General features: G+C 58.6%; 22 protein-coding genes. 8 read left to right on the forward strand and 14 right to left on the reverse strand.

Features of this window, described 5'->3' with window-relative positions; all coding sequences use genetic code 11:
• Nucleotides 1-15 precede the first annotated feature (15 nt).
• From ihfA to OP494_RS14250, 3 genes are all read left to right on the forward strand, one after another.
• A complete protein-coding gene (ihfA, locus tag OP494_RS14240; RefSeq protein WP_040243453.1) occupies nt 16-324 on the forward strand; it encodes an integration host factor subunit alpha in 309 nt (102 codons plus the stop codon).
• Nucleotides 325-487: 163 nt separating this feature from the next.
• Nucleotides 488-949: a flavodoxin domain-containing protein gene (locus OP494_RS14245; protein WP_280541733.1), complete on the forward strand. Its 462-nt coding sequence runs from the start codon at nt 488-490 to the stop codon at nt 947-949.
• A complete protein-coding gene (locus OP494_RS14250; RefSeq protein ID WP_280541735.1) occupies nt 946-1326 on the forward strand; it encodes a hypothetical protein in 381 nt (126 codons plus the stop codon). Before OP494_RS14245 ends, OP494_RS14250 begins: the two co-directional genes overlap by 4 nt.
• A 109-nt stretch (nt 1327-1435) precedes the next feature.
• On the opposite strand, the gene OP494_RS14255 is transcribed toward OP494_RS14250, so the two are convergent.
• On the reverse strand, nt 1436-2569 hold the full coding sequence (locus tag OP494_RS14255) for an alkene reductase (RefSeq protein WP_280541737.1): 1134 nt from the start codon (nt 2567-2569) through the stop codon (nt 1436-1438).
• Nucleotides 2570-2761: 192 nt separating this feature from the next.
• Nucleotides 2762-4126 carry a nucleotide 5'-monophosphate nucleosidase PpnN gene (gene ppnN, locus OP494_RS14260; RefSeq protein WP_280541739.1) on the reverse strand — a complete coding sequence of 455 codons (1365 nt, stop codon included), beginning with the start codon at nt 4124-4126 and terminating at the stop codon, nt 2762-2764.
• Between the two features lie 303 nt (nt 4127-4429).
• Here ppnN and OP494_RS14265 point away from each other — a divergent pair, with 303 nt between their 5' ends.
• Nucleotides 4430-5353, forward strand: a complete 924-nt coding sequence (locus OP494_RS14265; protein ID WP_280541742.1) for a LysR family transcriptional regulator — start codon at nt 4430-4432, stop codon at nt 5351-5353.
• A gap of 116 nt (nt 5354-5469) precedes the next feature.
• Here the strand turns inward: OP494_RS14265 and gcvP are convergent, their stop codons facing one another.
• Nucleotides 5470-8370, reverse strand: a complete 2901-nt coding sequence (gcvP, locus tag OP494_RS14270) for an aminomethyl-transferring glycine dehydrogenase (protein WP_280541744.1) — start codon at nt 8368-8370, stop codon at nt 5470-5472.
• 107 nt (nt 8371-8477) lie between these two features.
• Entirely contained in the window at nt 8478-8873 is a 396-nt protein-coding gene (gene gcvH, locus OP494_RS14275; RefSeq protein ID WP_179000209.1) for a glycine cleavage system protein GcvH, read from the reverse strand.
• Nucleotides 8874-9451: 578 nt separating this feature from the next.
• On the opposite strand from gcvH, the gene OP494_RS14280 reads away from it, so the two are divergent.
• The gene (locus OP494_RS14280; protein ID WP_280541746.1) at nt 9452-10837 is read left to right on the forward strand and encodes a sodium:alanine symporter family protein; all 1386 of its coding nucleotides are present in this window, start codon (nt 9452-9454) and stop codon (nt 10835-10837) included.
• Between the two features lie 55 nt (nt 10838-10892).
• A complete protein-coding gene (gcvT, locus tag OP494_RS14285) occupies nt 10893-12008 on the forward strand; it encodes a glycine cleavage system aminomethyltransferase GcvT (protein ID WP_280541748.1) in 1116 nt (371 codons plus the stop codon).
• Nucleotides 12009-12072: 64 nt separating this feature from the next.
• Here gcvT and OP494_RS14290 read toward each other — a convergent pair whose 3' ends face one another.
• From OP494_RS14290 to OP494_RS14310, 5 genes are all read right to left on the reverse strand, one after another.
• Nucleotides 12073-12639 (reverse strand): phosphatase PAP2 family protein, encoded by a 567-nt coding sequence (locus OP494_RS14290; protein WP_280541750.1) that lies wholly within the window; start codon nt 12637-12639, stop codon nt 12073-12075.
• Complete coding sequence (locus OP494_RS14295; protein ID WP_280541752.1) at nt 12611-13768, reverse strand: glycosyltransferase family 1 protein; 1158 nt, start codon at nt 13766-13768, stop codon at nt 12611-12613. Before OP494_RS14295 ends, OP494_RS14290 begins: the two co-directional genes overlap by 29 nt.
• Before the next feature lie 131 nt (nt 13769-13899).
• A complete protein-coding gene (locus tag OP494_RS14300) occupies nt 13900-14826 on the reverse strand; it encodes a LysM peptidoglycan-binding domain-containing protein (RefSeq protein WP_280541754.1) in 927 nt (308 codons plus the stop codon).
• A complete protein-coding gene (locus OP494_RS14305; protein WP_280541756.1) occupies nt 14757-15644 on the reverse strand; it encodes an acyltransferase in 888 nt (295 codons plus the stop codon). Before OP494_RS14305 ends, OP494_RS14300 begins: the two co-directional genes overlap by 70 nt.
• An 85-nt stretch (nt 15645-15729) precedes the next feature.
• Nucleotides 15730-17679, reverse strand: coding sequence for an acetoacetate--CoA ligase (locus OP494_RS14310; protein ID WP_280541759.1), 1950 nt, complete (start codon nt 17677-17679; stop codon nt 15730-15732).
• A gap of 484 nt (nt 17680-18163) precedes the next feature.
• Here OP494_RS14310 and OP494_RS14315 point away from each other — a divergent pair, with 484 nt between their 5' ends.
• Nucleotides 18164-19510 carry an MFS transporter gene (locus OP494_RS14315; protein WP_280541761.1) on the forward strand — a complete coding sequence of 449 codons (1347 nt, stop codon included), beginning with the start codon at nt 18164-18166 and terminating at the stop codon, nt 19508-19510.
• On the opposite strand, the gene OP494_RS14320 is transcribed toward OP494_RS14315, so the two are convergent.
• The 3 genes from OP494_RS14320 to OP494_RS14330 form a co-directional block, all read right to left on the reverse strand.
• Complete coding sequence (locus tag OP494_RS14320) at nt 19507-20268, reverse strand: DUF1338 family protein (RefSeq protein ID WP_280541763.1); 762 nt, start codon at nt 20266-20268, stop codon at nt 19507-19509. The genes OP494_RS14315 and OP494_RS14320 overlap by 4 nt on opposite strands.
• Nucleotides 20269-20425: 157 nt before the next feature.
• Nucleotides 20426-20698 carry a GrxA family glutaredoxin gene (locus OP494_RS14325; protein WP_075368723.1) on the reverse strand — a complete coding sequence of 91 codons (273 nt, stop codon included), beginning with the start codon at nt 20696-20698 and terminating at the stop codon, nt 20426-20428.
• 122 nt (nt 20699-20820) lie between these two features.
• The gene (locus OP494_RS14330; protein WP_280541766.1) at nt 20821-21654 is read right to left on the reverse strand and encodes an inositol monophosphatase family protein; all 834 of its coding nucleotides are present in this window, start codon (nt 21652-21654) and stop codon (nt 20821-20823) included.
• Nucleotides 21655-21809: 155 nt separating this feature from the next.
• On the opposite strand from OP494_RS14330, the gene OP494_RS14335 reads away from it, so the two are divergent.
• The gene (locus tag OP494_RS14335; protein WP_280541769.1) at nt 21810-22586 is read left to right on the forward strand and encodes a 3-hydroxybutyrate dehydrogenase; all 777 of its coding nucleotides are present in this window, start codon (nt 21810-21812) and stop codon (nt 22584-22586) included.
• 12 nt (nt 22587-22598) lie between these two features.
• Here OP494_RS14335 and OP494_RS14340 read toward each other — a convergent pair whose 3' ends face one another.
• Nucleotides 22599-23138 (reverse strand): response regulator transcription factor, encoded by a 540-nt coding sequence (locus OP494_RS14340; protein WP_280541771.1) that lies wholly within the window; start codon nt 23136-23138, stop codon nt 22599-22601.
• A 17-nt stretch (nt 23139-23155) separates the two neighbouring features.
• Nucleotides 23156-24427, reverse strand: coding sequence for an ATP-binding protein (locus OP494_RS14345; RefSeq protein WP_280541773.1), 1272 nt, complete (start codon nt 24425-24427; stop codon nt 23156-23158).
• Between the last annotated feature and the right edge of the window lie 515 nt (nt 24428-24942).

A 24942-nucleotide genomic window follows, 5' to 3' on the forward strand; every position in this document is an offset into this window, starting at 1 on the left:
TACGAGGATGAGAGCATGGGGGCGCTGACCAAAGCGGATTTGGCCGAACATCTGCATGCTGAGCTGGGTTTTTCCAAGCGCGAAGCAAAGTCGATGGTCGAAGCCTTCTTCGAAGAAATTCGCAGCTGCCTACGCGAAAACGAGCAGGTCAAACTGTCCGGGTTCGGAAACTTCGATTTGCGTGACAAGCGTGAACGTCCGGGGCGTAACCCCAAGACCGGCGAAGAAATTCCGATTTCGGCGCGTCGTGTGGTGACGTTCCGTCCTGGGCAGAAGCTCAAGGCGCGGGTCGAGGATTTCGACGACGCGGACGTCATTCACTGACGCTGCAGCGTTTTGCCCATGCAATGACACAATCCCGGGTATCTCGGGCACTTGCGAGTGTTCGGGATTGTGTCGTTCATCTTCATTTCCAGGCGCTAACGACGTGTCATGCATGTGCTAACATGGCGCACACATTTTACCGTTAAATCGACGACTGAACTGCATGCCAAGCATCAAGATTTTCGTAGGCACCATGTACGGTGGCGCCTTGGACGTTGCCGAACAAGTGGCGCCGCTTTTCGAGCAAGTAGGGTATGAGGTGGCGATCATTGAGCAACCCACCCTAAGCGATCTCGAGCCCTTGCCCGATCTCGCCTTATTCTGCGTTTCCACGACCGGTAGCGGTGATTTCCCCGGCAATTTTGTGCCCTTCGCGCGTGATCTCCGTGAATCGCCACCTGCGCTGAACCAGTGTCGCTATGGGCTGATAGCCCTGGGCGATAGCTCCTATGGCGAGACGTACTGCGGTGCGGGTCGGGCGCTGGATGCCTTGCTGGAAGATCTTGGCGCCCAGCGCCTGGGCGAGCGTTTGGAAATCGACGCCATGGAGACTTTCATGGCCGATGATGCCGCTATCCCCTGGGTCGAATCATGGATCGACGAGCAAGGGTTGCAAGCCACGTGACGAGTGATACGACGACGTCACCCTCCGCTGCACGCTTGAGCGTCATGATCGGGCTTCTGCTCGTGACACTGTGCTCCTGGCCGCGCTATCAGCTGGGGGGCTATGACACCCACAGTGGTTTGTTGGTCATGGTCGGCGCCGGGTTGGCTGTCGTCATCATCGCCTATTGGCGGCGCATGACGGAAAAGCAGCGGCACCTGCTCCCAACACGTCTCAAGTGGTTGGCGATGTCATTCGTGGTCGGAGGGGTAGTGATGGCCACTTGGCATTACGCTCTGGCAAGTGCCCCGGCTGAGTGGGCGACCGTGCTGTCGCATGGTGCTACGGCGGGCTTGCTGCTTCACGCTATCTCGACAGGCTGGCGCGCTCGGCGGTAAGTCTTCCCTGCGCGCCGTGTCGAATCTTGAATCGCACTCGGTTCAAACGCGAAACCCCCGGTCCACAGGACCGGGGGTTTTTCGTCTCGATAGTACGCTCTATCCCCTGTCAGGATTTTTCGCGAATCATCTCTTCGCGCGCCAGGCGTGCTTGTTCCTCGGGATAGGTAGGGAAATCCACGTAGCCGCGCGCATCGCCGCCATAGAACGTATTGGCATCGAAGTCCGCCAAAGGCCAGCCGTTTTGCATCCGCTCGACCAGGTCGGGGTTCGATGTGAAGTAACGACCGAACACCGGAAGGTCGATGGTGCCTTCATTCACCAGTTTTTCAGCTTCTGCCTGATCGAGGTTACCGGCGAGCAGCAAATTGCCCTGGTAGACGTCACGGAACTGGCGCAGATAATCGCGCGGCATCGGGGGCATGCCTTGTCCGCCCTGGTCGTGCAGGTGCACGTAAGCAAGGCCGCGTTTGTTGAATTCGCGTGCGAGGTAGAGATAGGTCTCGCCGTTATCGTCGTATTCCGGCATGTCGAACAGCGTGCCATGCGGTGACAGGCGGACCCCAACGCGCCGTGCGCCAATCATCTTGCTGACTTCATCGACGACTTCGAGCAACAGACGGCAGCGGTTTTCACGCGAACCGCCGTATGCGTCGCTACGGTCGTTGACGCCGGGGTTGAGGAATTGCTCGAAGAGGTAGCCGTTGGCACCGTGAATTTCGACGCCATCGAAGCCGACATCGCGGGAATTGACCGCAGCTTGGGCGAAGTCACGCACGATATCGTGTATTTCATGGGTATCGAGACGGCGCGGCTGGCTAGCTTCGAGCATGTCTGGCTGGCCGTCGTCGTTATAGCCAAAGGCCATGCCGCCTTGCTTGTCGCTGGGGCCGACAGGTGACGCGCCGGCAACCTGTACCGTGGTATGAGAAACGCGCCCCACGTGCCAGATCTGGGCGAAGAAGATACCGTCGCGCTCGTGCACGGCGCGCGTGGCCTTGGCCCAGCCGGTCAGTTGGTCGGGGCCAAAGATGCCGGGATTGTAGAGATAGCCTTGGCCTTGCCGCGAAATGGGCGTGCCTTCGGAGATGATCAGCCCGGCGCTGGCACGTTGGCGATAATAGAGGGCGCCCATCTCGGTTGGAATGTCCTCCGGCGCACGTGAACGCGTCATGGGGGCCATCACGATGCGGTTGTTCAAGCGCGTACCATTGAGATCGAAGGATTCGAAGAGTGAAGCCATGCGATGCTCTCCTTGCAGGCAGGCGGTGAATGGAAACGAAGACGCGAGCCACAAATCGGGCTCGCGTACGCCTGAGAGTCTAGGAGGTTGTTAGCATTTTAACAATTGCATGAGACGATCGAGCTCATAAGCAATGCTTATCTAGCGCCGAACGTTACTCACGCAATGCAAGGCGGTGTTTTCCGTCGGCTTTCACCCTAGCGTATAACAAGGTACGTATTCGCTGCCCGGCAGCTTCATGCGTTCCTGGGCTACGAACGAGGTCAGCAGTGCGTCGAGACGCGCCATCAAATCCGGCTCGGCATGCAAACGGAAGGGGCCTCGCTCCTCGATGGCACGGATACCTTCTTCCTTGACGTTGCCGGCGACGATGCCCGAAAACGCACGACGGAGGTTGGCCGCGAGCTCATGCACCGGTTGTTCGCGATGCAGGGAAAGAGCGGCCATGCTTTCGTGGGTAGGTTCGAAAGGCAATTGAAAACCGGCATCGACGTTGAGTCGCCAGTTGAAATAGAAAGCGTCGTTCTGACTACGCCGAAACGCACCCACATCGTCCACGCCTCGGCGCATGGCGCGACCGACCTCGGCGGGGTCGTCAATGATGATCTGATAGCGTTCACGGGCCTTTTCTCCGAGCGTGAAGGCCAGAAACTCGTCGATGCGCTTGAAATAGTCGGCGCTGTCGCGGGGCCCGGTAAAGACGACCGGGAAGGGCACGTCGGCGTTGTCCGGATGTAGCAGGATGCCCAGTAAATAAAGGATTTCCTCGGCGGTGCCCACGCCGCCGGGGAAGATCACGATGCCATGACCAGCGCGCACGAAGGCCTCGAGGCGCTTCTCGATGTCGGGCATGATCACCAGTTCGTTGACGATAGGGTTGGGCGATTCAGCGGCAATGATGCCGGGCTCGGAAATGCCCAAATAACGTCCATCGTGGCGACGCTGCTTGGCATGTGCGACGTTGGCGCCCTTCATGGGGCCTTTCATGGCGCCGGGGCCGCATCCCGTGCAGATGTCGAGATCGCGGAGTCCTAGGTGATACCCCACGTCCTTGCTGTAATCGTATTCCTCGCGGCTGATGGAATGGCCGCCCCAGCACACGACGAGGCTGGGTTCGCGCGCGGACTTTAGCGTTCCGGCGTTACGCAGGATATGGAAAACGGCATTGGTGATGCCATCTCCGCGTTGCAGATCGAACTTGGGCGTGTGCTGGATTTCGTTGTGAACGTAGACGATATCGCGTAGCACGGCGGAAAGATGCTCGCGAATCCCGCGGATCATCTGGCCGTCGACGAAGGCGCTGTGCGGTGCGTTGTCGAGCTTGAGACGAATGCCGCGGTCCTGTTGAAGTACTTCGATCTCGAAGTCGTGGTGCGCCTGCATGAGCGCGCGACTGTCATCGGTAGGATTGCCGCAGTTGAGCACGGCCAGCGAGCAGCGTCTCAAGAGATCGTGCAGGCCGTTGGCGGAGGTGTCACGCAGGCGGTTGACCTCTTGCTGCGAGAGGACTTCCAGGCTGCCTTCGGGAGAGATAATGGTAGAAAGTTTTTGGGGCATTGACGCATCCTTGTGGCGGCCCGAAGGCCGAAGGAAAAGCTCCATATGCGGCATCGTGTCGAATATCACTGGCGCGCTTTGCATCTGACTCGGTCACGACACGCACTGGGAGCTGATTCATGTTTCGATGCTAACACGCGATCTTCGGCCACGCAGCGATGTGAGGTGCAGCATAATTTGCTATGATGCGGTTATCACAACCCCCGAAGCCACGGTTATTGCCACGCTAACCTTCGTTGATCGTGTCATGGCTTCGGCACATAAGCAGCTGCCCCGAAACGCCAGCCGGTGGACCCTCACTTCATGTTCAACGCGCAATATTTCCGTACTTTTATCACCCTTGTCGAAACGGGTAGCTTCACGCATACCGCGCGCAAGCTGGAAATGACTCAGCCCGGAGTCAGTCAACATATACGTAAGCTGGAACGCTATCTCGACAAATCCTTGCTGCAGCGACATGGGCGCCGTTTCACGCTGACCGAGGCGGGCCGGCGTGCCTATGATTATTCCGTCAAGCTGTTTGCCGAGCATGAACAGTTTCGTCACTCGTTGGATAATGACTCGCCGGATACCGGGGAATGCCGCGTGGCATCGCCGGGTAGCGTGGGGTTGATGTTTTATCCGTTCATCCTGGGGTACCAGCAGATGCACCCTGGTCTGACGGTCACCTATGATTTCGCCTTCAACGGTGAGATCGTCGATGCGGTCCTGGCGGGTCGCTTCGACGTGGGCATCGTCACCGATGTCAGCAAACATCCGGATCTCAATTTCGAGCCTTGGCATCAGGAGCCGCTATGCCTGGTCGTCCCTGCGGACTTCGCTGGCACCACGATCAGCGAGCTCATGGCGCTGGGCTTCATGAATTATTCCGACGGCATCAACAACGCCAGCTTGCTATTGCGGCGCAATTTCGCCGGGGAATTTCGCTCGATGAGCCACTTTCCACAACAAGGCTTTTCCAACGAGATCAGCATGGTGCTGGATGCGGTGGCGCGTGGTTTGGGCTTTACCGTGATACCCCGGACCGTACTCGAGACGTCGCCTTGGCAGCGTCAGGTCAAGGAGCTGCCCGTGACGGAAGCGGTATACGAAACGCTGTATGTCGTGACCAAGCGTGGCGTCGAGATGCCGCGCCGTTACGAGCAACTGCTTGGTGAGTTTCGGTTGCAGCGCCGCAATGTGCTCTATGGTTACGCCGAAGCACCGCCTCTCGAGGAAGACGCCTGACGCTAGACGCCTCGGGCGTGACTGTCGCAACTCGTGATTATCGCGACGGAAACGGCCCCACCAAGGCAAACCTTGGTGGGGCCGTTTTACGTGTGGCTCGTGGGCGCTAAGCGCGCTCAGTCGCCATCGCGATACGCCTCGATGGGGGGGCAACTGCAGATGAGGTTACGGTCGCCATGGACGTTGTCGACACGATTGACCGTCGGCCAATACTTGGCGGCCTTGGTGGCTTCGGTGGGGAAGGCACCCAGCTCACGTGAATACGGCCGCTCCCAATCGTCTGCCATCAAGTCCGCTTGCGTATGCGGCGCCATGGACAATGGATTGTTATCCGCGGGCCACTCGCCACTTTCTACGCGTCGGATTTCGTCGCGAATGGCGATCATGGCATCGCAAAAGCGGTCGATTTCGTAGCGCGACTCCGATTCGGTCGGTTCGACCATCAAGGTGCCGGCCACGGGGAAGGACATCGTCGGGGCATGGAAGCCGTAATCCATCAGGCGCTTGGCGATATCTTCCTCACTGATGCCGGAAGCCGTCTTGAGAGAGCGGACATCCAAGATGCATTCATGGGCGACGGTGCCGTTGCGTCCTTTATAAAGCACTGGGTAGTGCGCTTCGAGACGCTTGGCGATGTAGTTGGCGTTGAGTATTGCCAACTCCGTGGCGAGTTTCATGCCGCGCCCGCCCATCATCTTGATATAGGCCCAGGAGATCGGCAGGATCGACGCCGAGCCGTAGGCCGCTGCCGAGACCGCGCCGGAATCCGTTTCGACACCTGGCAGGGGGGTGATGACGTGATTGGGCACGAACGCGGCTAGATGCGCCTTGACACCAATCGGACCCATGCCGGGACCGCCACCGCCATGCGGAATGCAGAATGTCTTGTGCAGGTTGAGGTGCGACACGTCACCACCGAAATCCCCCGGTCGGCAGAGTCCGACCTGGGCGTTCATGTTGGCCCCGTCGATATACACCTGGCCGCCGTTGTCGTGCACGATACGGCAGGCTTCGCTGACGCTTTCCTCGAAAACGCCGTGCGTCGACGGGTAGGTGAGCATGATCGCCGATAGCACTTCGCGGTGCTTTTCGGCCTTGCTGCGCAGGTCGTCGATGTCGATGTTGCCATCGTTATCGCATTCGACGACGACGACTTTCATCTGCGCCATGGCGGCAGAGGCTGGATTGGTGCCGTGGGCCGAGCTCGGGATCAGGCAGATATCGCGATGGCCTTGGCCTTGTGATTTCTGATAGCGCCGAATGGCAACCAGGCCCGCGTACTCACCCTGTGCGCCGGAATTAGGCTGCATGGAAATCGTGTCATAGCCAGTGATCTCGACGAGAAACGCCGAGAGCTCGTCGATCATCTGCTTGTAACCGGCGACCTGATCCTGCGGCGCGAAGGGATGGATATTGGCGAATTCCGGCCAACTGATGGGGATCATCTCACTGGTGGCATTGAGCTTCATGGTGCATGAGCCCAAGGGAATCATGGCATGAGTAAGCGATAGATCCTTATTTTCGAGACGCTTTAGGTAACGCAGCATCTCGGTTTCGCTGCGATAACGCCGGAACGTGGGGTGGGTGAGGAAATCGCTTTCCCGCGCGCAAGCGTCGGGGATGCCGGTCATGCCCTGTGTGTGGACGTGACGATCGAGCTCGCGCACCGACAGCCCATGTTCGTCTCCCAGCAATACGTCGAACAGCGTAACGACGTCCGCCGCCGTGGTGGTCTCGTCGAGGCTGATGCCGATATGGCCATTGGTGTCGTAGCGCAGGTTGATTTCGTGCGCCATGCTGCGACCGTGCACCTGGCCGTGATCGAGTCCTGCCAGCGTGAGCGTGTCGAACCAGCTGTCGTGGGTGAGTGTCACGCCGTGACGCTTGAGCCCTTCGGCGAGAATGGTCGTCAGGCGATGGATCCGCGTGGCGATGGTACGCAGGCCTTCGGCACCGTGATAGACCGCATAGAAGCCGGCGATGTTGGCGAGCAATGCCTGAGCGGTACAGATATTGGAAGTCGCTTTCTCGCGGCGGATATGCTGCTCGCGCGTCTGCATGGCCATGCGCAAGGCACGTTGGCCACGACTGTCCCTTGAAACGCCGATGATACGCCCGGGCAGTGAACGCTTGAGGGCGTCGCTAGCGGCGAAAAAGGCCGCATGCGGGCCACCGTAGCCCATGGGGACACCGAAACGCTGGGAGCTGCCCACGACGATGTCTGCGCCCAGCGCACCGGGTTCCTTGAGTAGTACCAGGCTCATCAGGTCAGTGGCGACGCAGGTCATGATGCGTCGTTGTCGCGCTGCTTCGAGTTGCGCCGTGATATCGCGTACTTCCCCGGTGGCTCCCGGGTATTGCAGTAATGCGCCGAAAACATCGTGATCGGCCAGAGTTTCGGCGGGCGCGACGATGAGCTCGAAACCGAAATAGGCGGCACGGGTACGCAGGACATCGAGCGTCTGAGGTAGCACATTGTCTGCCACGAAGAAGCGCTCGCTCTTGGCCTTCTTGTTGGCGCGACGGCACAGGGCCATGGCTTCAGCGGCAGCCGTCGCCTCGTCGAGCAGGGACGCGTTGGCGATCGGCATGCCGGTCAAATCCATGACCACTTGCTGGAAGTTCAGTAGCCCTTCCAGGCGCCCCTGGGCGATTTCCGGCTGATAGGGCGTGTAAGCGGTGTACCAACCGGGGTTCTCCAGTACGTTGCGCTGGATGACGGCCGGGAGGTGCGTGGGATAGTAGCCTTGACCGATGTAGTTCTTGAAGGTCTTGTTCTGGCGTGCCAGCTGCTTGAGGTAGGTAAGCGCTTCCGCTTCGCCACGGGGCTCTTCGAGAGACAGGTTGCGCTCCAGGCGAATATCGCCAGGAAGCGTCTTGGCTATCAGCGACTCGGTGTCGGGAAGCCCCAAGGTCGCCAGCATGTGCTGGACATCGTCCCCGTCAGGCCCATTGTGGCGCGTCAAGAAGTCGTCGTGATTGGCCAATTCGGCCAGGCTGCGGTTGTCGTTGGCCATGAAACCCTCAAGCGTTGGCGGGCGGTCGAGCCCGATTCGACACGAAGCGGCGACATGTAACGAAGATGCCGCCGGCAGAACAGGACAAGTGCAACGTGCGAGGCGCGTCAGCCTTCCTCGGCGCTGACGAGCGCGTCATACGCAGTGGCATCGAGCAGTGCGTCGAGCGCGTCGGGCTCGGCGAGTTTGAGCTTGATGATCCAGCCGTCCTCGTAGGGGTGCTCGTTGACGGCTTCGGGAGAGTCCTCCAGCGACTCGTTAACGGCGACGACTTCACCGCTCAACGGGAGGTATAGGTCGGAGGCGGCCTTGACGGATTCGATGACACCGAATTCTTCACCAGCGTCGAGTTGTCGGCCCGTGTCGGGTAGCTCGACGAAGACGACGTCGCCCAGGGATTCCTGGGCGTGATCGGTGATACCGATCGTGACGGTGCCGTCATTGTTGTCGAGGACCCATTCATGGCTGTCGGTATAGCGAAGATTGGCAGGGATGTGGCTCATCGTGATTTTCCTATACGAAAAGATTTTCTGATTTGGGGAATATGAGTGCCATTATGCCTCATTGATTCGCCCTTGGCATCGTCATCATGCATTTCTTCATGCCATTCGGCTCGACCGCCTAGTAAGGGTGGACAGGATACCGGCGAGCGTCCAGCAAAAAGCCATACTGCTTATGAGCCTGGCCATGGGTGGTCTCAACCATAGTTGCGATGCCTTGCCTTGATGAGCCTGCTGGCGATGGAGACCCACCACGCGTATCGAAAATGCGGGTGCCAGTCTGCTATACAGGGGCCGGAAGGGGAGATGTCTTGCGGTTGCCAAGCCGCGGGACAGCGATTAGCCTTCGTTTCTAATAAGAAACTTGTTGTGCTCGTGTTTTGCTCGCATGGTCACGCGAGTAAGCGACGAGATTTCTATCCATAATGCCTGAAACGCTATTTTGCTTTGCGGGTATGGAGAAACGCCAAGCTGATCCGCTAAAGTCAAGAGGGTTTTGGCGGTTATCTTCTTGAGCTAACGCCGTCGATGACAGTGCAGGCACTGCGCTGGATAACAACAAATGTCTGGGAGGACATCTCGTGGAAACACTCAATGCGGTATTCAGCGCCATCAATGATGTTGTATGGGGCCCCTTGATGCTCATCTTGTTGCTGGGGGTGGGCGTATATCTGCAACTGGGGCTCAAGTTGCTGCCCATTCGCAAGCTGGGGGCGGGCTTCAGTCTTCTCTGGAAAGGACGTAAAGCCGAAAAAGGCGATGAGGATGAGGGTGAAATTTCTCCCTTCAACGCGCTGATGACATCGCTTTCGGCCACCGTGGGCACCGGTAATATCGCGGGTGTCGCCACTGCCATCTTCCTGGGCGGCCCGGGAGCCGTGTTCTGGATGTGGATCACGGCACTGGTGGGCATGGCGACTAAATTTTCCGAGGCGGTACTGGCGGTTCGTTATCGTGAAGTCGATGCGGCGGGCGACCACGTCGGTGGGCCAATGTATTACATCCGCAATGGGTTGGGAAAGAAATGGGCCTGGCTGGGTGGCTTGTTTGCGTTTTTCGGTGCGGTTGCTGCCTTCGGGATTGGTAATACCGTGCAATCCAACTCGGTCGCCGATGGTCTCAGTGAGTCACTGGGGATGCCGCATTGGCTGACCGGTGTGATCATCATGTTGCTGGCGGGTGCCGTGATTCTCGGTGGCATCAAGCGTATTGCCAAGGTGGCTGGCAAGCTGGTGCCGGTCATGGCGATTGCCTATATCGTCTGTGGCTTGCTGGTGCTGATCATCAATATCGATCATGTCGGTGCCGCGTTGGGGCTGATTTTCGGCCATGCCTTTACGCCGGTATCTGCCGCAGGTGGGTTTGCGGGGGCTGCCGTGGCCAAGGCGATTCAATTTGGCGTGGCGCGCGGCGTGTTTTCCAATGAGGCAGGGCTGGGCAGTGCGCCGATCGCCCATGCTGCGGCGCAGACCAAGAATCCGGTTCGCCAAGGGCTGGTGGCGATGCTGGGGACGTTCATCGATACCATCATCGTGTGCTCGGTTACTGCGTTGGCGATCTTGACCAGCACCGAGTGGACATCTGGTGAAACCGGGGCCGCGTTGACCGCGATGGCCTTCGATGGTGCGCTACCGGGCATCGGTCAGTATGTGGTGTCCTTTGCGCTGGCAGTGTTTGCCTTCACGACCATCCTCGGTTGGGCCTTCTACGGTGAAAAGTGCTTCGAGTATCTGTTCGGCGTCGCTTCGATCAAGATCTATCGTGTGGTGTATATTCTGGCGATTCTCGCCGGAGCCGTCGCGCCACTGGAATTCGTCTGGCTGATGGCCAGTGTCTTCAATGCCATGATGGCAATCCCCAACTTGATTGCGCTGGCTCTGCTCTCGCCGGTGGTCTTCAAGCTCACCAGCGATCACTTTGCCGGTAAGACCGTCTTGCCTGGCGAAGATTTGGACGATAAACGCTGAGCTGTCTTGGGGCGGCGATCGTCGCCCCTTCACGGATAACGATGAGGAAGCGACGATGTCCGACGACCTTCACCATACGCCGTTGCATGACGTACATGTCTCTCGCGGGGCGAAGATGGTGCCCTTCGCCGGTTACAGCATGCCGGTGCAATACGCCCTAGGTGTCAAGAAAGAACATGAACATACCCGCCATGCGTGCGGTTTGTTCGACGTATCGCACATGGGGCAGCTCATCGTTTCGGGGCCGTCACCGGCACGTGCCATCGAAACGCTAGTGCCGGCGGATATCATCGGGTTACCGGCAGGCATGCAGCGTTATGCGCTCTTCACCGGCAATGAAGGCGGCCTGCTCGATGACTTGATGATCGTCAATCGCGGCGAGGATCTTTATGTCGTCGTCAATGCGGCCTGTAAGGACCAGGACGTGGCACACCTGCGTACCGGGCTCGACGCCGAGCATCAGGTGGAAGTGCTCGACCGCGCCTTGCTGGCATTGCAGGGGCCGCAAGCCAAAGACGTCATGGCGCGCCTGTGTCCCGAGGCCTGTGATCTCGTGTTTATGCATCATGGCCAATTCGAGGCGCTCGGTACCCAGTTGTGGATCAGTCGCAGCGGTTATACCGGTGAGGATGGCTTCGAGATCTCCGTGCCCGTGGACGCCGCCGAGCGTCTGGCGACGTGGTTGCTAGAGCAGGCCGAGGTCGAGCCCATTGGCCTGGGAGCACGCGACTCACTGCGTCTGGAAGCTGGGCTGTGCTTGTATGGGCATGACCTGGATACCCAGACGACGCCCGCCGAGGCGAGCCTAATCTGGGCCGTGGGCAAACCCCGGCGCATCGGAGGCGAACGAGAAGGGGGCTTCCCGGGGGCCGATGTCATTCTGCCCCAGATCGATACCAAGCGGATCACCCGTAAGCGTGTCGGTCTACTGGGTGAAGGGCGAGCGCCGGTGCGAGAAGGTACTCAGCTTTATAGCGCCGAAGATAGTCATGTGGGCTGTGTGACGTCGGGAAGCTTCGGCCCGACCCTGGGTAAGCCGGTCGCCATGGGGTATGTCGATATCGAATTTGCGGCGTTGGAAACGACGCTGTATGCCGATGTCCGTGGTAAGCGCCTACCCATGCAGGTGTCGCGAATGCCGTTCGTACAGGCCAAGTACTACCGCGGTTAAATCTCTTCTGTTGATGTTCCTACCTTCAAACCTCGAGTAAAGCTCGAGGTTTTTATTTGGCTATCTACTCCAAAGCGGGAAGCCATTGCCCATAAGTCGCCCCCCAAAGCCCCATATGGGCGATGACAAATCCCAATAATGCACCTGCGATGACGTCGCTGAGGTAATGCAAGCCAAGGATGACACGCGAGGCGGCAATTAGCCCCGTGAGGGGAAGAACCACGACGAGTAACCATGGCGACGTCGCTGCAGTAAATGTGCAGAACATGACGGCGTGCAAAGTATGTCCGCTGGGAAAGCTGTAACGATCCAAGGGTGGCATGGTGCATGGAATACTCGAGAACGTGATATAGGGCCGTTCTCGGCAGAGGCGCGTCTTGACCAGGCGGTAAAAGAGGGCGCCAACCGCAGCGCATATCCCCCAAAGCAGTGTCAGGCGCCAGCCTTCGCGTCCATATATGATCGGCTGCATCAATGCCAAGGCCACCCAGGCCGGCCAGTCGCCGATACGGCTGCAACACCGGAACAAGCCGTATATCAACCGTCGCTGGCTGAGCAGGGCGATGCGCTGACAGAGCTGCCATTCGAGAGAGTCCAGGCGCTCAAACGTGACCGGGGGACGAGATCGCATACGGGGCCTCCTGAGTCGCCCTGATCAAATACGTCAAGAAGTGTTCGCCGATGACATGCCAGCCCTGGTCGACGACTTTTTCTCTTGCTGCGACACCTGAGCGGATTCGAGCATTCGGATGCCGGCAAAGGTCCACGGCGGCCTGTACAAATGCGTCATCGTCCGTCGCCTCGATCAAGCGACCTTCGCGCCCATCCGCAATCAATTCACTTGCGGCGGCCTGATCGAAAGCTACCACGGGAAGTCCGCTGGCCATGGCCTCGGGGACCACATTACCGTATGTCTCCGAGTGCGATGGGAACAGGAACATATCGGCGCTGGCGTAGTGGCGTGCCAAGGTTTCTCCGCTTAGAAAGCCGGTGAAAATCGCCTCGGGAAGCTGGTGCTCCAGGTCCTGCCTTTCGGGGCCGTCACCCACTAACACAGCGCGTAGCGTCGGGTGTTCTTCTTGCATCGCGCGCAGCGTGCGTACGAGCAACGACGTGTTCTTTTCGGCGGCCAGGCGTCCCGCGTAGAGGATGACGGGCTGGTCGCCATCGACGCCCCACTGAGCTCTTAGGTTAGCGTCGCGCCGGGCCGGAGAAAAATGCTGAGCGTCGATGCCGCGCCCCAATACGTTCACACGCTGAAAGCCACGTCGATATAAACGCTCGGCTTGGGCGCGCGTGGGCACGAGCGTCATCTGACAGCGGTTATGAAAGTAGCGCAATCCGGCAGCCACTATGCCGCTGGCCCACCGCAAGTGGTAGCTTGCCGCGTACTGGTCGAAATTGGTGTGGAAACCGCCCACGACAGGAATCGATAAATGACGCGCCGTGGCCAGCGCCGCCCAACCCAGCGGACCTTCAGTCGCGATGTAGACGACATCTGGGCGTGACTCTCGCCACAAGCGCGACAAGCGTCGCCAGGCGGGCAAGCCGACATTCACATCGGCGTAACCCGGTAGGGAGAATGCACGAACTTGCATGTCACGCTCGGCGCGTCCTTCGCGGCCGCCTTGTCGGGGCCGAGGGCGCACTAGCTGCAGGTTGACGTTACGCGTGACGAGGTGATGGGCCAGATGGTCCAGCGTATGCGCCACACCGTTGATCTCGGGTGCCCAGGTTTCACTGACCAATGCGACTCGCATGATGCACCTCCGTGGCATATCAAGACAGTGCTAGGTTCAAGCATCCTGATGACAGCAGTGCGACATCATCGTGACGATACGATGTCGTCAACCGGGGTTACCGTGTTGTTGATAGGGCAGGTATTTCTTGTCTAGCGTAGCACCTGTTTGGGATCCACGGGTTTCCCGCCATGGCGGACATCGAATAACAGGTCATAGCGCCCTGTGTCGTGTCGATAACCGACATCGCAAACGGGTGTGCCTTGTTTTACCTCATCGCCATCTTCGACGAGTAGACGCTCGCATAGTGCATAGACACTTTGCATGTTGTCGCGGTGGTGAATGATCACCACGCGTCCCAGTTGCCGCATACTATCGGCAAAGCGAACGGTGCCATCGGCAACGGCAAGTGCCTGGGTGTTTGCGGAGGTCGAGAGCAACATCGGCTGTAGGGTGCCGCGCGCATCGGTTCCATAGGCACGTGCTATTTCATACTGTTTGAGTGGCCAATGCCATGTGCGCGCGCTATCGGGCAGCGCTCCTGGGTCGGGAAGCGTACGACTACGCGCGGCGGGCTTGGAGGCCGTTGACGACGAGGACTGGGTCGTTGAGGCGGTGGTTCGGGCAGAACCTCCTCGCGGCACCTTGAGCAACTGTCCGACATTCAGGGCGTTGGCGGAAAACTTGGGGTTCGCTGTTTGCAAGCGCCGCGCAGTGCTGCCAAAGCGCTGGGCGATACTCGAATAAGTGTCACCCGGACGTACTTGATAGCGATAAGGGCCGCTACCGGGCGCGCGCTCGCGGTGGGTGGGCACCAGGATGCGCTGGCCGATGGCCAGTCGACGCGCATCGACGCCCGGGTTGAACCGTTGCAAGCGCAGTAACGGGACACCTGCTTGCTTGGCGATTTGTCCGAGCGTGTCGCCGCGTTGGATGGAGACCCAGTTACCAGCAATGTTGCCGCCACGATAGCCACCGGCGCCAGGCCCGCCAGCGCAGCCGGCGAGTATCAAGACAAAGAGGAGGAGGGGAACGATTCGAGCGCACGATCCTTTTCCTCCCATAGCGCGTTCAGCCATGAATGGAAGCGTTCCTTGTAATGCGGGTCCAGATGATAGTCGCCATTGCCCATCCAGGCGGGCACGTTGAGTCGACGTGCTTCCATGTGTATGGGAATTTCGCGACCGCAAAGAAAATGCCAAAAGTTCGGGGCCGCATGGCGATAATGAAGCGTGACGTCGAGAATGCCGCTCAGACGATCACCCATTAGACGTATGACTTGCGCAGTACCGCCTGCCTTGGGACGCAGCAGATGCCGAAACGGACTTGCTTGCTGGTCACGTTTGGTGGGGGTGAAGCGCGTACCTTCGACGAAATTGTAGATCGTCATCGGCATTTCTCGCGCACGCTCGCACATGCGTTGCGTCGCGCGGCGATCGCGTTCCGCCAACTGTGGCCGATGGGTAAGCTCGCTGCGTGCATAGCGGCGCATGAAGGGGAACTCGAGTGCCCACCAGGCGAGGCCGATGATGGGCACGAAGATCAGCTCACGCTTGAGAAAGAACTTGGGCATCGAGGTCCGTCCGTACAGCACGTACTGCATGACGAAGATATCCGTCCAACTACGGTGATTGGCGATGACCAGCCACCACTGGCTGGGAGACAACCCCTCGGGTAAGTGCGCGGTGATGTTTGGCTTGACCCAATGACGAATCCACCAGTTATTGGTGGCGATCCAGGCCAGAGCGATGGCGTTGAGTCCCGCCAAGACACGTAGGCGCAAACGCCGCGTTGGCGTCATGAGCTTGAGGAGCGTCAGTAGATAAAGCGGCACGCCCCAGAAAAGCGTATTGGCGATCAGCAACAGCACGCTTGTCAGCCCCTTGAGGGTCGCCATGCCGTTCTCCTTCAATGACTTGGCGACTTATGCTACTGGATCGTGTGGCGGCTGCCCAGTCTCGGACAAGGCGATGGCGTGCGTATCACTCGGCGAGCGCAGGGAGATCGACGAAAAGCTCAAGAGCTTCGGGGTTGGCCAGCGCATCACGATTCTTGACGGGTTCGCCATGGACGACGTTGCGCACGGCGATTTCGACGATCTTGCCCGACAGCGTGCGGGGAATATCCTCCACTGCGATGATCTTGGCAGGCACATGCCGCGGGGTCGTGTGCCGGCGTACCATGCGCCGGATTTCGTCGCATTTGGCTTCGTCGAGCACGACATGGGGGCGCATGCGGACGAAGAGCACCACGCGCACATCGTTCTGCCACGTTTGGCCGATGCATAGCGATTCGAGCACGCCGTCCACCTTTTCGACTTGTCGGTAGATCTCGGCGGTGCCGATACGCACGCCACCGGGGTTGAGGACGGCATCCGAGCGCCCGTGGATGATGACGCCGCCGTGAGGTGTCAGTTCGGCGTAGTCGCCATGCGCCCAGATACCCGGAAAGGTCGAAAAGTAAGCATCGCGATAACGCTCCCCATCGGGATCGTTCCAGAAGCCGGTGGGCATGCAAGGAAAGGGACGTTTACAGACCAGTTCGCCCTTGTTGCCCGTGACGCTTTGTCCGTGGTCATCGAAAACGTCGACAGCCATGCCGAGCCCGCGACATTGCAGTTCGCCCCGGTAAACAGGACGGATCGGACACCCCAGTGCGAAGCAGGATACGATATCCGTGCCCCCGGAGATCGAGGCCAGCATGAGGTCACGCTTGATCTTGTCATAGACGTAATCGAACGACTCATGAGGCAACGCCGAGCCGGTGGAAAGCAGCGCGCGTAGCGGTGAAAGGTCCACTTGCTTGCCGGGCGCCAAGCCTTCCTTTTCACAGGCCGTGAGGTACTTTGCGCTGGTGCCGAAGACTGTGACGCCCTCATCGCTGGCGATTTGCCACAGGGTGTCGGGGTGTGGCGCAAACGGTGAACCATCGTAGAGCAATAGCGTGGCACCGGAGCCAAGCCCGGACACCAGCCAGTTCCACATCATCCAGCCACAAGTCGTGTAATAGAAAAAGATATCGTCGGCGTCGATATCGGTATGCAGACGGTGCTCCTTGAGATGCTGCAACAGGGTGCCGCCTGCCGAGTGGATGATGCACTTGGGGACACCCGTGGTGCCCGAAGAATAGAGAATGTAAAGCGGGTGCTCGAAGGGCAGTGCCTGGAAATCGATTTCGCTGGCGTTGTTATCCAGGTAGTCGGCCCAGGCGATGGCGCGAGGAATGTCATCGAGAGCCGGAGCGTCTTCGAGGAAGGGGAAGACCACGACATGCTTGAGCGAGTCTATGGCATTGGCAATATCGGCGACGCGCTCCCGAGTGTCGATGGCCTTGCCGTTCCAGGTATAACCATCGGTGGCGATCAATACCTTAGGAGCGATCTGCCCAAAGCGATCCAAGACGCCGTTGAATCCGAATTCCGGCGAGCAGGAAGACCACACCGCGCCGAGGCTGGCCGAAGCAAGCAAGGCGATGATGGCGTGTTCACTATTGGGGACGAAGCCGGCGACACGATCGCCCTCCGTGACGCCGCTAGCCTTGAGTGCGTGGGCCAGTCTGGCGACATTATCGTATAATTCGGCATAGCTGATGACGCGTCGCCGCAGGCGTTCATCGCGAACGATCAAGGCGGGATGTTCGTCACGCCGGCGCAACATGTTGGCGGCATAATTCAAACGTGCTTGCGGAAACCAGCGCGCACCGGGCATGGCATCGGGACGTACCAGAACGTCATCGCCACGCCGCTCGGCGACGATGTCGAACTCATCCCACAAGAGCTCCCAGAAAGCGTCCAGATGCTCGACGCTCCAGGCATGCAATGCCTCGTAGTCGGTCAGCGATGTGCCGTGCTCGCGGTCGATGCGCTGCATCAGCGCATGCATTTGCGTGCTTTGTATGGCCGTCGTCGACGGCTCCCAAAGGGGCGTGGTCATGTGACCTCCGAGTCATCTATGCCGCCACCTGTTTTCAGGTCGACGTCACATGGAGCGGCATGAGGGAGCCGCGCGACGATGTTGCATTGCACCATGATGCTATTAAAAACAAGTCAGTAGCGCGCTGTCCACTCGACGAAAGGGGGAGTGTGATAGCGAGGCATGTGTCTTTGACGTCTTGATGACAGTGGGATGATGAAAATCTGACCAATCCAAGGCGAGGTGGGAAACGACAAGCCGAAATGGTGTCTTCGACGTCGCTCATGCACAGCGTTATCCACAGTTTTTGTGGATGGTTTTTCTCATCCCCTGAAAAGGGCATATCTGACCTTCTATGCTGGATGGAGGGTCAGCGATATCCAGAGAGGAGTGGATGTCGTCATGCGCGCTAGCAGGTAGACTAGTGGGCTTGCCCGACGCATTGCCTGGGCGTGTCTAAGAGAGGCATGCCGAACCCATATGTCACTATCGCCAGGAGGTCGATTTGCGCAGCTTGCCCGCAACCCTGCCCATTCTATTTCTCAGTGAAATCAGTTTCTTGCTCGGCCATGGCTTGATCATGACCTTGCTTGGGGTGCGCATGTCGCTGGAGGGGTTTCCCTCACAGATGGCGGGCTTGTTGATGTCGAGCTTCTCGTTGGGTTTCGTGATCGGCAGTTATCTGATCGAGAAGCGCATCCGCTCGGTGGGGCATATTCGTGTCTTTGCCGCTTGTGCGGCCGTGCTGGCGGTGACGGCGATGCTGCATGGGTTATGGGTAGATCCCTGGGCATGGTTGGTGTGGCGTCTGTTCGGCGGAGCGGCGACTGCGGGTTTGCTGATGGTCATGGAGTCGTGGGTTTCGGGTGAGTCGACCAATGATAACCGGGGACGCGTGTTGGGTTGGTACCTGGTCATTTCGACCTCGTCCCTGGCGGTCGGCCAGTGGCTGCTCAATGTCGCCGACCCGGCCACATTCGTGCTGTTCTCGGTCTCGGGCATTCTGTTTACGCTGTCGCTGGTGCCGTTGTCGATTTACCGGATACATGGCCCGACACGCTCGTCGCATGAGGTTTCCAGCAAAATCTCGCTGCGAGAATTGTATCGCCGCGCCCCGGTCGGGCTGGTCGGCGCTTTCACGGCGGGGCTGATGGTTCAGTCTTTTTTTGCGATGACACCCTACTACGGACAGGAAATTGGTCTTTCGACCTCGCAAACGGCACAGTTCATGGCTATTACGACCCTGGTGGCGTTGGTGGCGCAGTGGACGCTGGGGCGTATTTCCGACCGACTTGATCGCCGTAAGGTGATCTTATGCATGGCCTTGGTAATGGCGGTGTCCGGCGCCATGATTTCGGTGGCGGCTAGGTTCGACTTCTGGGTGTTGCTCGTGGTGGCCTGCTTTCATACCGCGATGCTGCATACGCTTTATTCTTTGAGTCTGTCGCACACTAACGACTGGCTCGAGCCCGAGGAAACCATTCAGGCCAATGCCAAGCTGTTGATCTGGTATGGCATCGGCTCGGTCGTCGGGCCTTATAGCGCCTCTGTAATCATGGAAGTGACCGGCCCGGATGGGTTGTGGTTGTTTTTGGGAGGCGCCGCGCTGGCCTTGGCGATGTTCGTCATGGTGAGACTCTATAGCTATAAGGGCGTTTCTCCAGAAGTAGAGCAAGAGCCTTATGTAGCAGCAGTGCCCATGGTGGAGTCGACGCATTACCTCAGTGAGATGGATCCACGTTTCGAGCCTCAGCAATTCGAACTCGATTTCGAGCCGTCCTACGAAGACGACTGGGCGGCGTATGACAATAGTGAGCCACGGCCGGAAGCGGAAGAAGAGGCGCAATTTTAGGCGCTGAGCTCGCAGCGCGTGTGTTGCGGCAACAAGAGTTCTGCCGCGCGCTCGCGGGTGCCGGAAAGCTGTTTCTGTACGAGCGCAAGGCCGCCGGTGGTGACGCGATGCTCATCACCGGCGGCGAAGACGGCACGCTGCGTACAGCAAGCATAGTAACGGTGGTCGAGCAGCGGGGAGATGGGCAGAAGTGTCTGACCTCCCGGCTTCAGTCCCGCTTCGGCAATTACGTCGGCATATTCGGCGATATCGTGTCCTAACCGCTGACAATCGAAGCCGACGTGATGCATACGAGGGCCCATGATGGCCAACCAGGCGGCGAGGGGATGGGCTTCATGCAATTGTTGGTAAGTCGACCAATCGGGCATTGGCCAGGGGCGGCCTCGGGAAAGAAGGTTCTGGCCTTGGCTGTCTTGAGGATGAGTTCGGTTGATGAGCGCTTCCAGATGCTGGCGTGGCGCTTGTGTCAGTGTGTCCAGTTGCAGCTCGATGAGCACAATCCATGCATCGTCATTACCTGGGCTTAGCACATTGGCCAGTATCCCTCGGTCGGCCATGGCGTGGTGACCAACGCGCCGATAACCGAAATGATAAAGCGCTGGGAGCAAGCGCTGGGCTTGGTAAGGTGGTCGATTGAGTGTCACCAGCACGCAATATTCGGCGCGGTTCTCAAGCGGCCAGAGCGAAAGAGCCCCTATATCGGGATGGCAATGGATATAGTCCAGCCAAAGTTGCTGCAGGAATTCATCGCGTTGCATGACTGACACCTCGCCTCCTGTCGCAATGCACTCAGTATAGTGCTTTCTCATTGCGTAGGCGGATGCGGATTCAACGCTTTTCCGTGTATTTGCGGAAGGCTGGTAAAGGTTGGCAGCGCCAACACCGTAACGATGGCGTTGGCGCTAAGAAGGGCCGTTAGCTTTGAGTCGCCGGCATCAGTTCATTATCGCGAACGTGTTGGTCGAACTCAGTGAAGCCACCGATATGAGTATGGTCGATGAAGATCTGCGGAACCGTTTCAACGGGCTTGCCGATGGTTTTTTCCATATCGGCTTTGGTGATGCCTTCTTCGTGAATGTCGATATAACGGAAACCGAAATCGTCGCGCGCTTCGCTCAGCTGTTCGGCGAGCTCCTTGGCACGTACACAGAAAGGGCAGCCAGGGCGGCCGAAAATCACTGTCAACATAGGGTTCTCCTTGAGGTAAGGGATTTGTATGCCATGAAATTGATGGTGTCATTGTTCCGGAATTGCTCATGAGGTGCCAATAGAGTCTTGCTACGCACGCTATTGGGGTGCTCTATGGCAAATCAGTTTTGTGCCTCGATCTCGTCAAGCCGGCCGTCGTCGGCTTTCAAGAGGATATCGTTCAACGCGTTGTATATGCCCGGTGCGCCCACCAGTATGTTTTCCCCATAAAACTCTGGCGGGATACGGTCGGGGCACTGATAGAGATGCCCTGTCTTGGCGCCTGCTTCACGCGCGATCAACAAGCCAGCGGCAAAATCCCAGGGCGAGACACTTTCATAATATGCATCGAGACGGCCGCACGCGACGTGGCAGAGATCCAGTGCGGCCGAGCCGTTGCGGCGTATGTCGCGGCAACTGGTGAGCACGCCAGCGAGGCGGCGGAATAAAGGAGCCCGTGCATCTCGGCGATAGGGGAATCCCGTAGCAACCAAGCTGCGTGACAATTCACTCGCATTGCTGGCCTGAATGGGCTCGCCGTTTAGCCAGGCGCCTTCTCCGCGTAGTGCCGTGAACGTTTCTCCCAGGAAGGGGGCATGAACGACGCCCAAGCGTAGCTTCCCCTCCGATGCAAAAGCGATGGACACCGCTACATGGGGATGTCCATACGCAAAATTCACCGTGCCATCGATAGGGTCGACGATCCATACGGCGTCATTGTCTTCAAGTACATCGCGGTCTGGAGAGATTTCCTCCGTGAGACGCGCATCGTCTTGAAAATGAGCATCGAGCTCGGAAGCGATGAGCTGGTCGATTTCGACATCGGCGTCCGTTACGAGTTCGTCACCGCTTTTGTAGCGTTGCTGAAACGCTTGCGACTCGCGTGCCGCTACGATGCGTTCTCCTGCTAGACGTGCGATACGCTCGGCTTCGGCAAGCCGTTGGGAAGGCTCCATGCAGTCTCCTCGAGTCAATGCGTTGCTGCCAGTGCTCACTGTTAGCTTTAGTCTAACAGGCCTGCCGGTTGGCGTAAGTGATGCGCCATGCTGGCATATCTCGCAGCTCACGTCTTATGCTGAGCATAGTTCGTCTCGTTATCGAGGAGAGTGCCATGGCAGCCCCTTCCACACTGGGCCATCCGCGTGTCGCGATCGTGACCGGCAGTTCCAGCGGTATCGGTGAAGCGGTAGTCAAACAGTTCTGCCAAGAGGGATTGCAAGTATTGGCAGTGGATGCCAATCCGCAAGGCGTGGATATCGCAGAAGCTGCGGGTGCCGTCTTTTATCAAGCCGACCTCACCGACCCGGAGGCTTGCCGTGGTTCGGTGACGGAGGCCATCAAGCGTTTCGGGCACGTCGATATACTGGTCAATAACGCGGGCATTCAGCACGTGGAGGCACTGGAAGATTTCCCCGAAGCGAAATGGCGTCAGATCATCGACCTCATGTTGACGGCTCCTTTCTTGCTGACGCAGGCGGTATGGCCTCATATGCGTCAAGGGCAGTGGGGGCGGATCGTCAACATGGCATCGATCCATGCCAGTGTCGCATCGCCGGGCAAAGTAGGGTATGTCAGTGCCAAGCATGGTTTGGTGGGGCTGACGCGTACGGCGGCTCTGGAAGGTGGCGAGGTAGGCATTACGGTCAATGCTCTTTGTCCGGCCTACGTGCGTACACCCTTGGTGGAGCGCCAGATTGCGGATCAGGCGCGTCTCAATGGCATGGATGAGCAGCAGGTTATAGAAGAGGTCATGTTGAAAAATGCCGCCATCAAACGCCTCATCGAGCCCGACGAGGTGGCGGCGTTGGTCAGCTATCTGGCATCGGAGCAGGCCGGCGCGGTGACTGGGGCATGCTGGAGCATGGATCTCGGATGGACCGCGCAGTAATGACGATGTCGGCTAGCGCCTGACGGGTCGCTTTTGCAGTTTGCGTTGCAGCGTCCGGCGGTGCATGCCTAGTGCGCGTGCTGTCGCAGAGATATTGCCATCGTGCTCCTGCAGCACTTTCTGGATATGTTCCCAGGTCACCCGGTTCACGGAAGGCGGGCTGTCGGCGATGTCGATATCGGGGTCGCCGCCTTCTCGCTCCAGCGAAGTCAGTATCTCGTCGGCATCGGCTGGTTTGCACAGATAATTGACGGCGCCTAGTTTGATGGCCTCCACGGCGGTGGCGATGCTCGAATAACCGGTCAGCACGACCACGCGGCATGACGGAGCAATCGCCAGCAGCTCAGGAAGTAGCTTGAGCCCCGAAGAGTGCTCGAGCTTCAGGTCGAGCGTTGCCATGTGCGGTGGCGATTGTCGTACGTTGGCCAGCGCTTCATCTTCGGTCATGGCGGTCGCGACCTCGAATCCTCGCCGCCGCATGGCGCGCGCCATGACAAAGCAAAACTGTTCGTCATCGTCGATGATCAATAGCCGTTCGGCATCTACTGACATGATATTCTCCGTCGCTTTCAGGCAGAGTCGCCTGCTGTCGCCCGTGGCAGCTTGACCTCGGTAAGCGTACCGCCTTCTTCATGATTGTAGAGACTGACGCCGCCGCCGAAGCGATTGATAGTAGCGTGGGTCAGAAACAGACCGATACCCATGCCCTTGCTCTTGGTCGAAATGAATGTCTCGCCCAGTTGATCGGCAATATTCATCGAGACCCCCGGTCCATGGTCGCGGATGTCGATGATGACGTCATCCTGCGTCCAGTCGAGCAAGATGGAAATATCCATGGGGTTGGCGTCGGCAGCGTTGTTAAGCAGGTTCATGATCGCTTGTTCGAGCGTGGTATCGGTGGCGATATAAGCAGTGCCACGTTTGCCTTGTATATCGATGCGATGGCTCACGTCGGGCCGCAATACCAGCCAACGTTGCAGGACATCGCTTAGCCACGTCTCGGCTGCGGCTATCTCCGGCTTGGCCAAGCGTCGTCTATCGGCATTGGCCACGAGCGTCTGTAGCCGCGCCTTGCAGGTGTCGACTTGCTGTCGCAATAAATCGATGTCCTCCACGAGAGTCGCATTGTCTCGCGCTTCTTCCCGCATATCGCTGAGGAGAACCGCCATGGTGGACAAAGGCGTGCCCAGTTCGTGGGCGGTGCCGGCGGCCTGTGTGGCCACGGCGAGCACCTGCTCATTGCGCAATGCCGTCTCGCGGGTACGCGAGAGCGTGAGATCGCGCCGCCGCAATGCGTGTGCCATCTTGAAGATGAAGAATGTCACGAGACCAGCGGAAAGACTGAAGTTCAGCCACATGCCGATGATGTGCAGGCGAATACCTGTGCCCACGAAACCGTTGCTTAATTGTGGGACAGGCTCGTAAAACACCATCATGGTGGTGTAGCTGGTCAAGGAGGCGGCGGCGATGACCCAGGCGAAACGCCAGGGGAGTGTTGCTGCGGCGATGGTTACCGGGACGAGATAATAGGTAATGAAAGGGTTGGTAGACCCGCCCGTGTAGTAAAACAAGAGGCTCAAGCCGAGCACATCTATCAATAGATGTACGAGATACTCGGTGTCAGTTACGGCCCTGGGGCGTCCCAGTCGCCACCAAGTGGCGACGTTAACCAGTCCCATGGCAATGATGACCAAGATGACGGGCATTACATGTAACTGAAAGCTCAGTACTTCTATCCCGAAAATGATCGCCCCGAGAAAACCGGTCCATGTGATGCCGCGCACGATGGTCAGCCGCACCAGGTTACGATTGGGGGTGGATAGGGGTAAGGGCTGATGCATGGAAGCTCCCGGCGTGCGATACGAACGGTATGATAACCGATAGACGAAAGAGCGACAGCCGAATGGGGAGGGTGATAATGCCGCACCCTAGTATGCACGCTATAAATAGCCGGGAGGGGTAGCGCTACGCGCTACAAAAACCTCTTGCGTTCAATCCGTGTGGGCCGTAAAGTACGCATCCGCTGCCGGCGACGGACCTCGTGGCCAGCGGTGGAGAGGTGGTGCAAGTGACTGACGTGCTTGAGAAATTCAAACCTTCGGGTGGTTTTCTCGCTTGACAGTGACGCCGGTTTCGGTAAAATGCGCCGCACCTCGAAAGGCCTCTGATAACGCCGTCGCATCGGCCGCTATCAGCGATTGTCTCCTCGGCTAACGCCTTGACAATCACGGCGCTTTCGGTAGAGTACGCCTTCCTTGCGAGGCGGCCCATCGGGCCAACGCAAGCCGCTCCGCTCTTGTATATCGAGCCCGGAGCCGCTCTTTAACAAACGATCAGGTAATTCATGTGGGCGTTT

The organism is Chromohalobacter sp. 11-W, assembly GCF_029889905.1.
Taxonomy (GTDB): Bacteria; Pseudomonadota; Gammaproteobacteria; order Pseudomonadales; family Halomonadaceae; genus Chromohalobacter.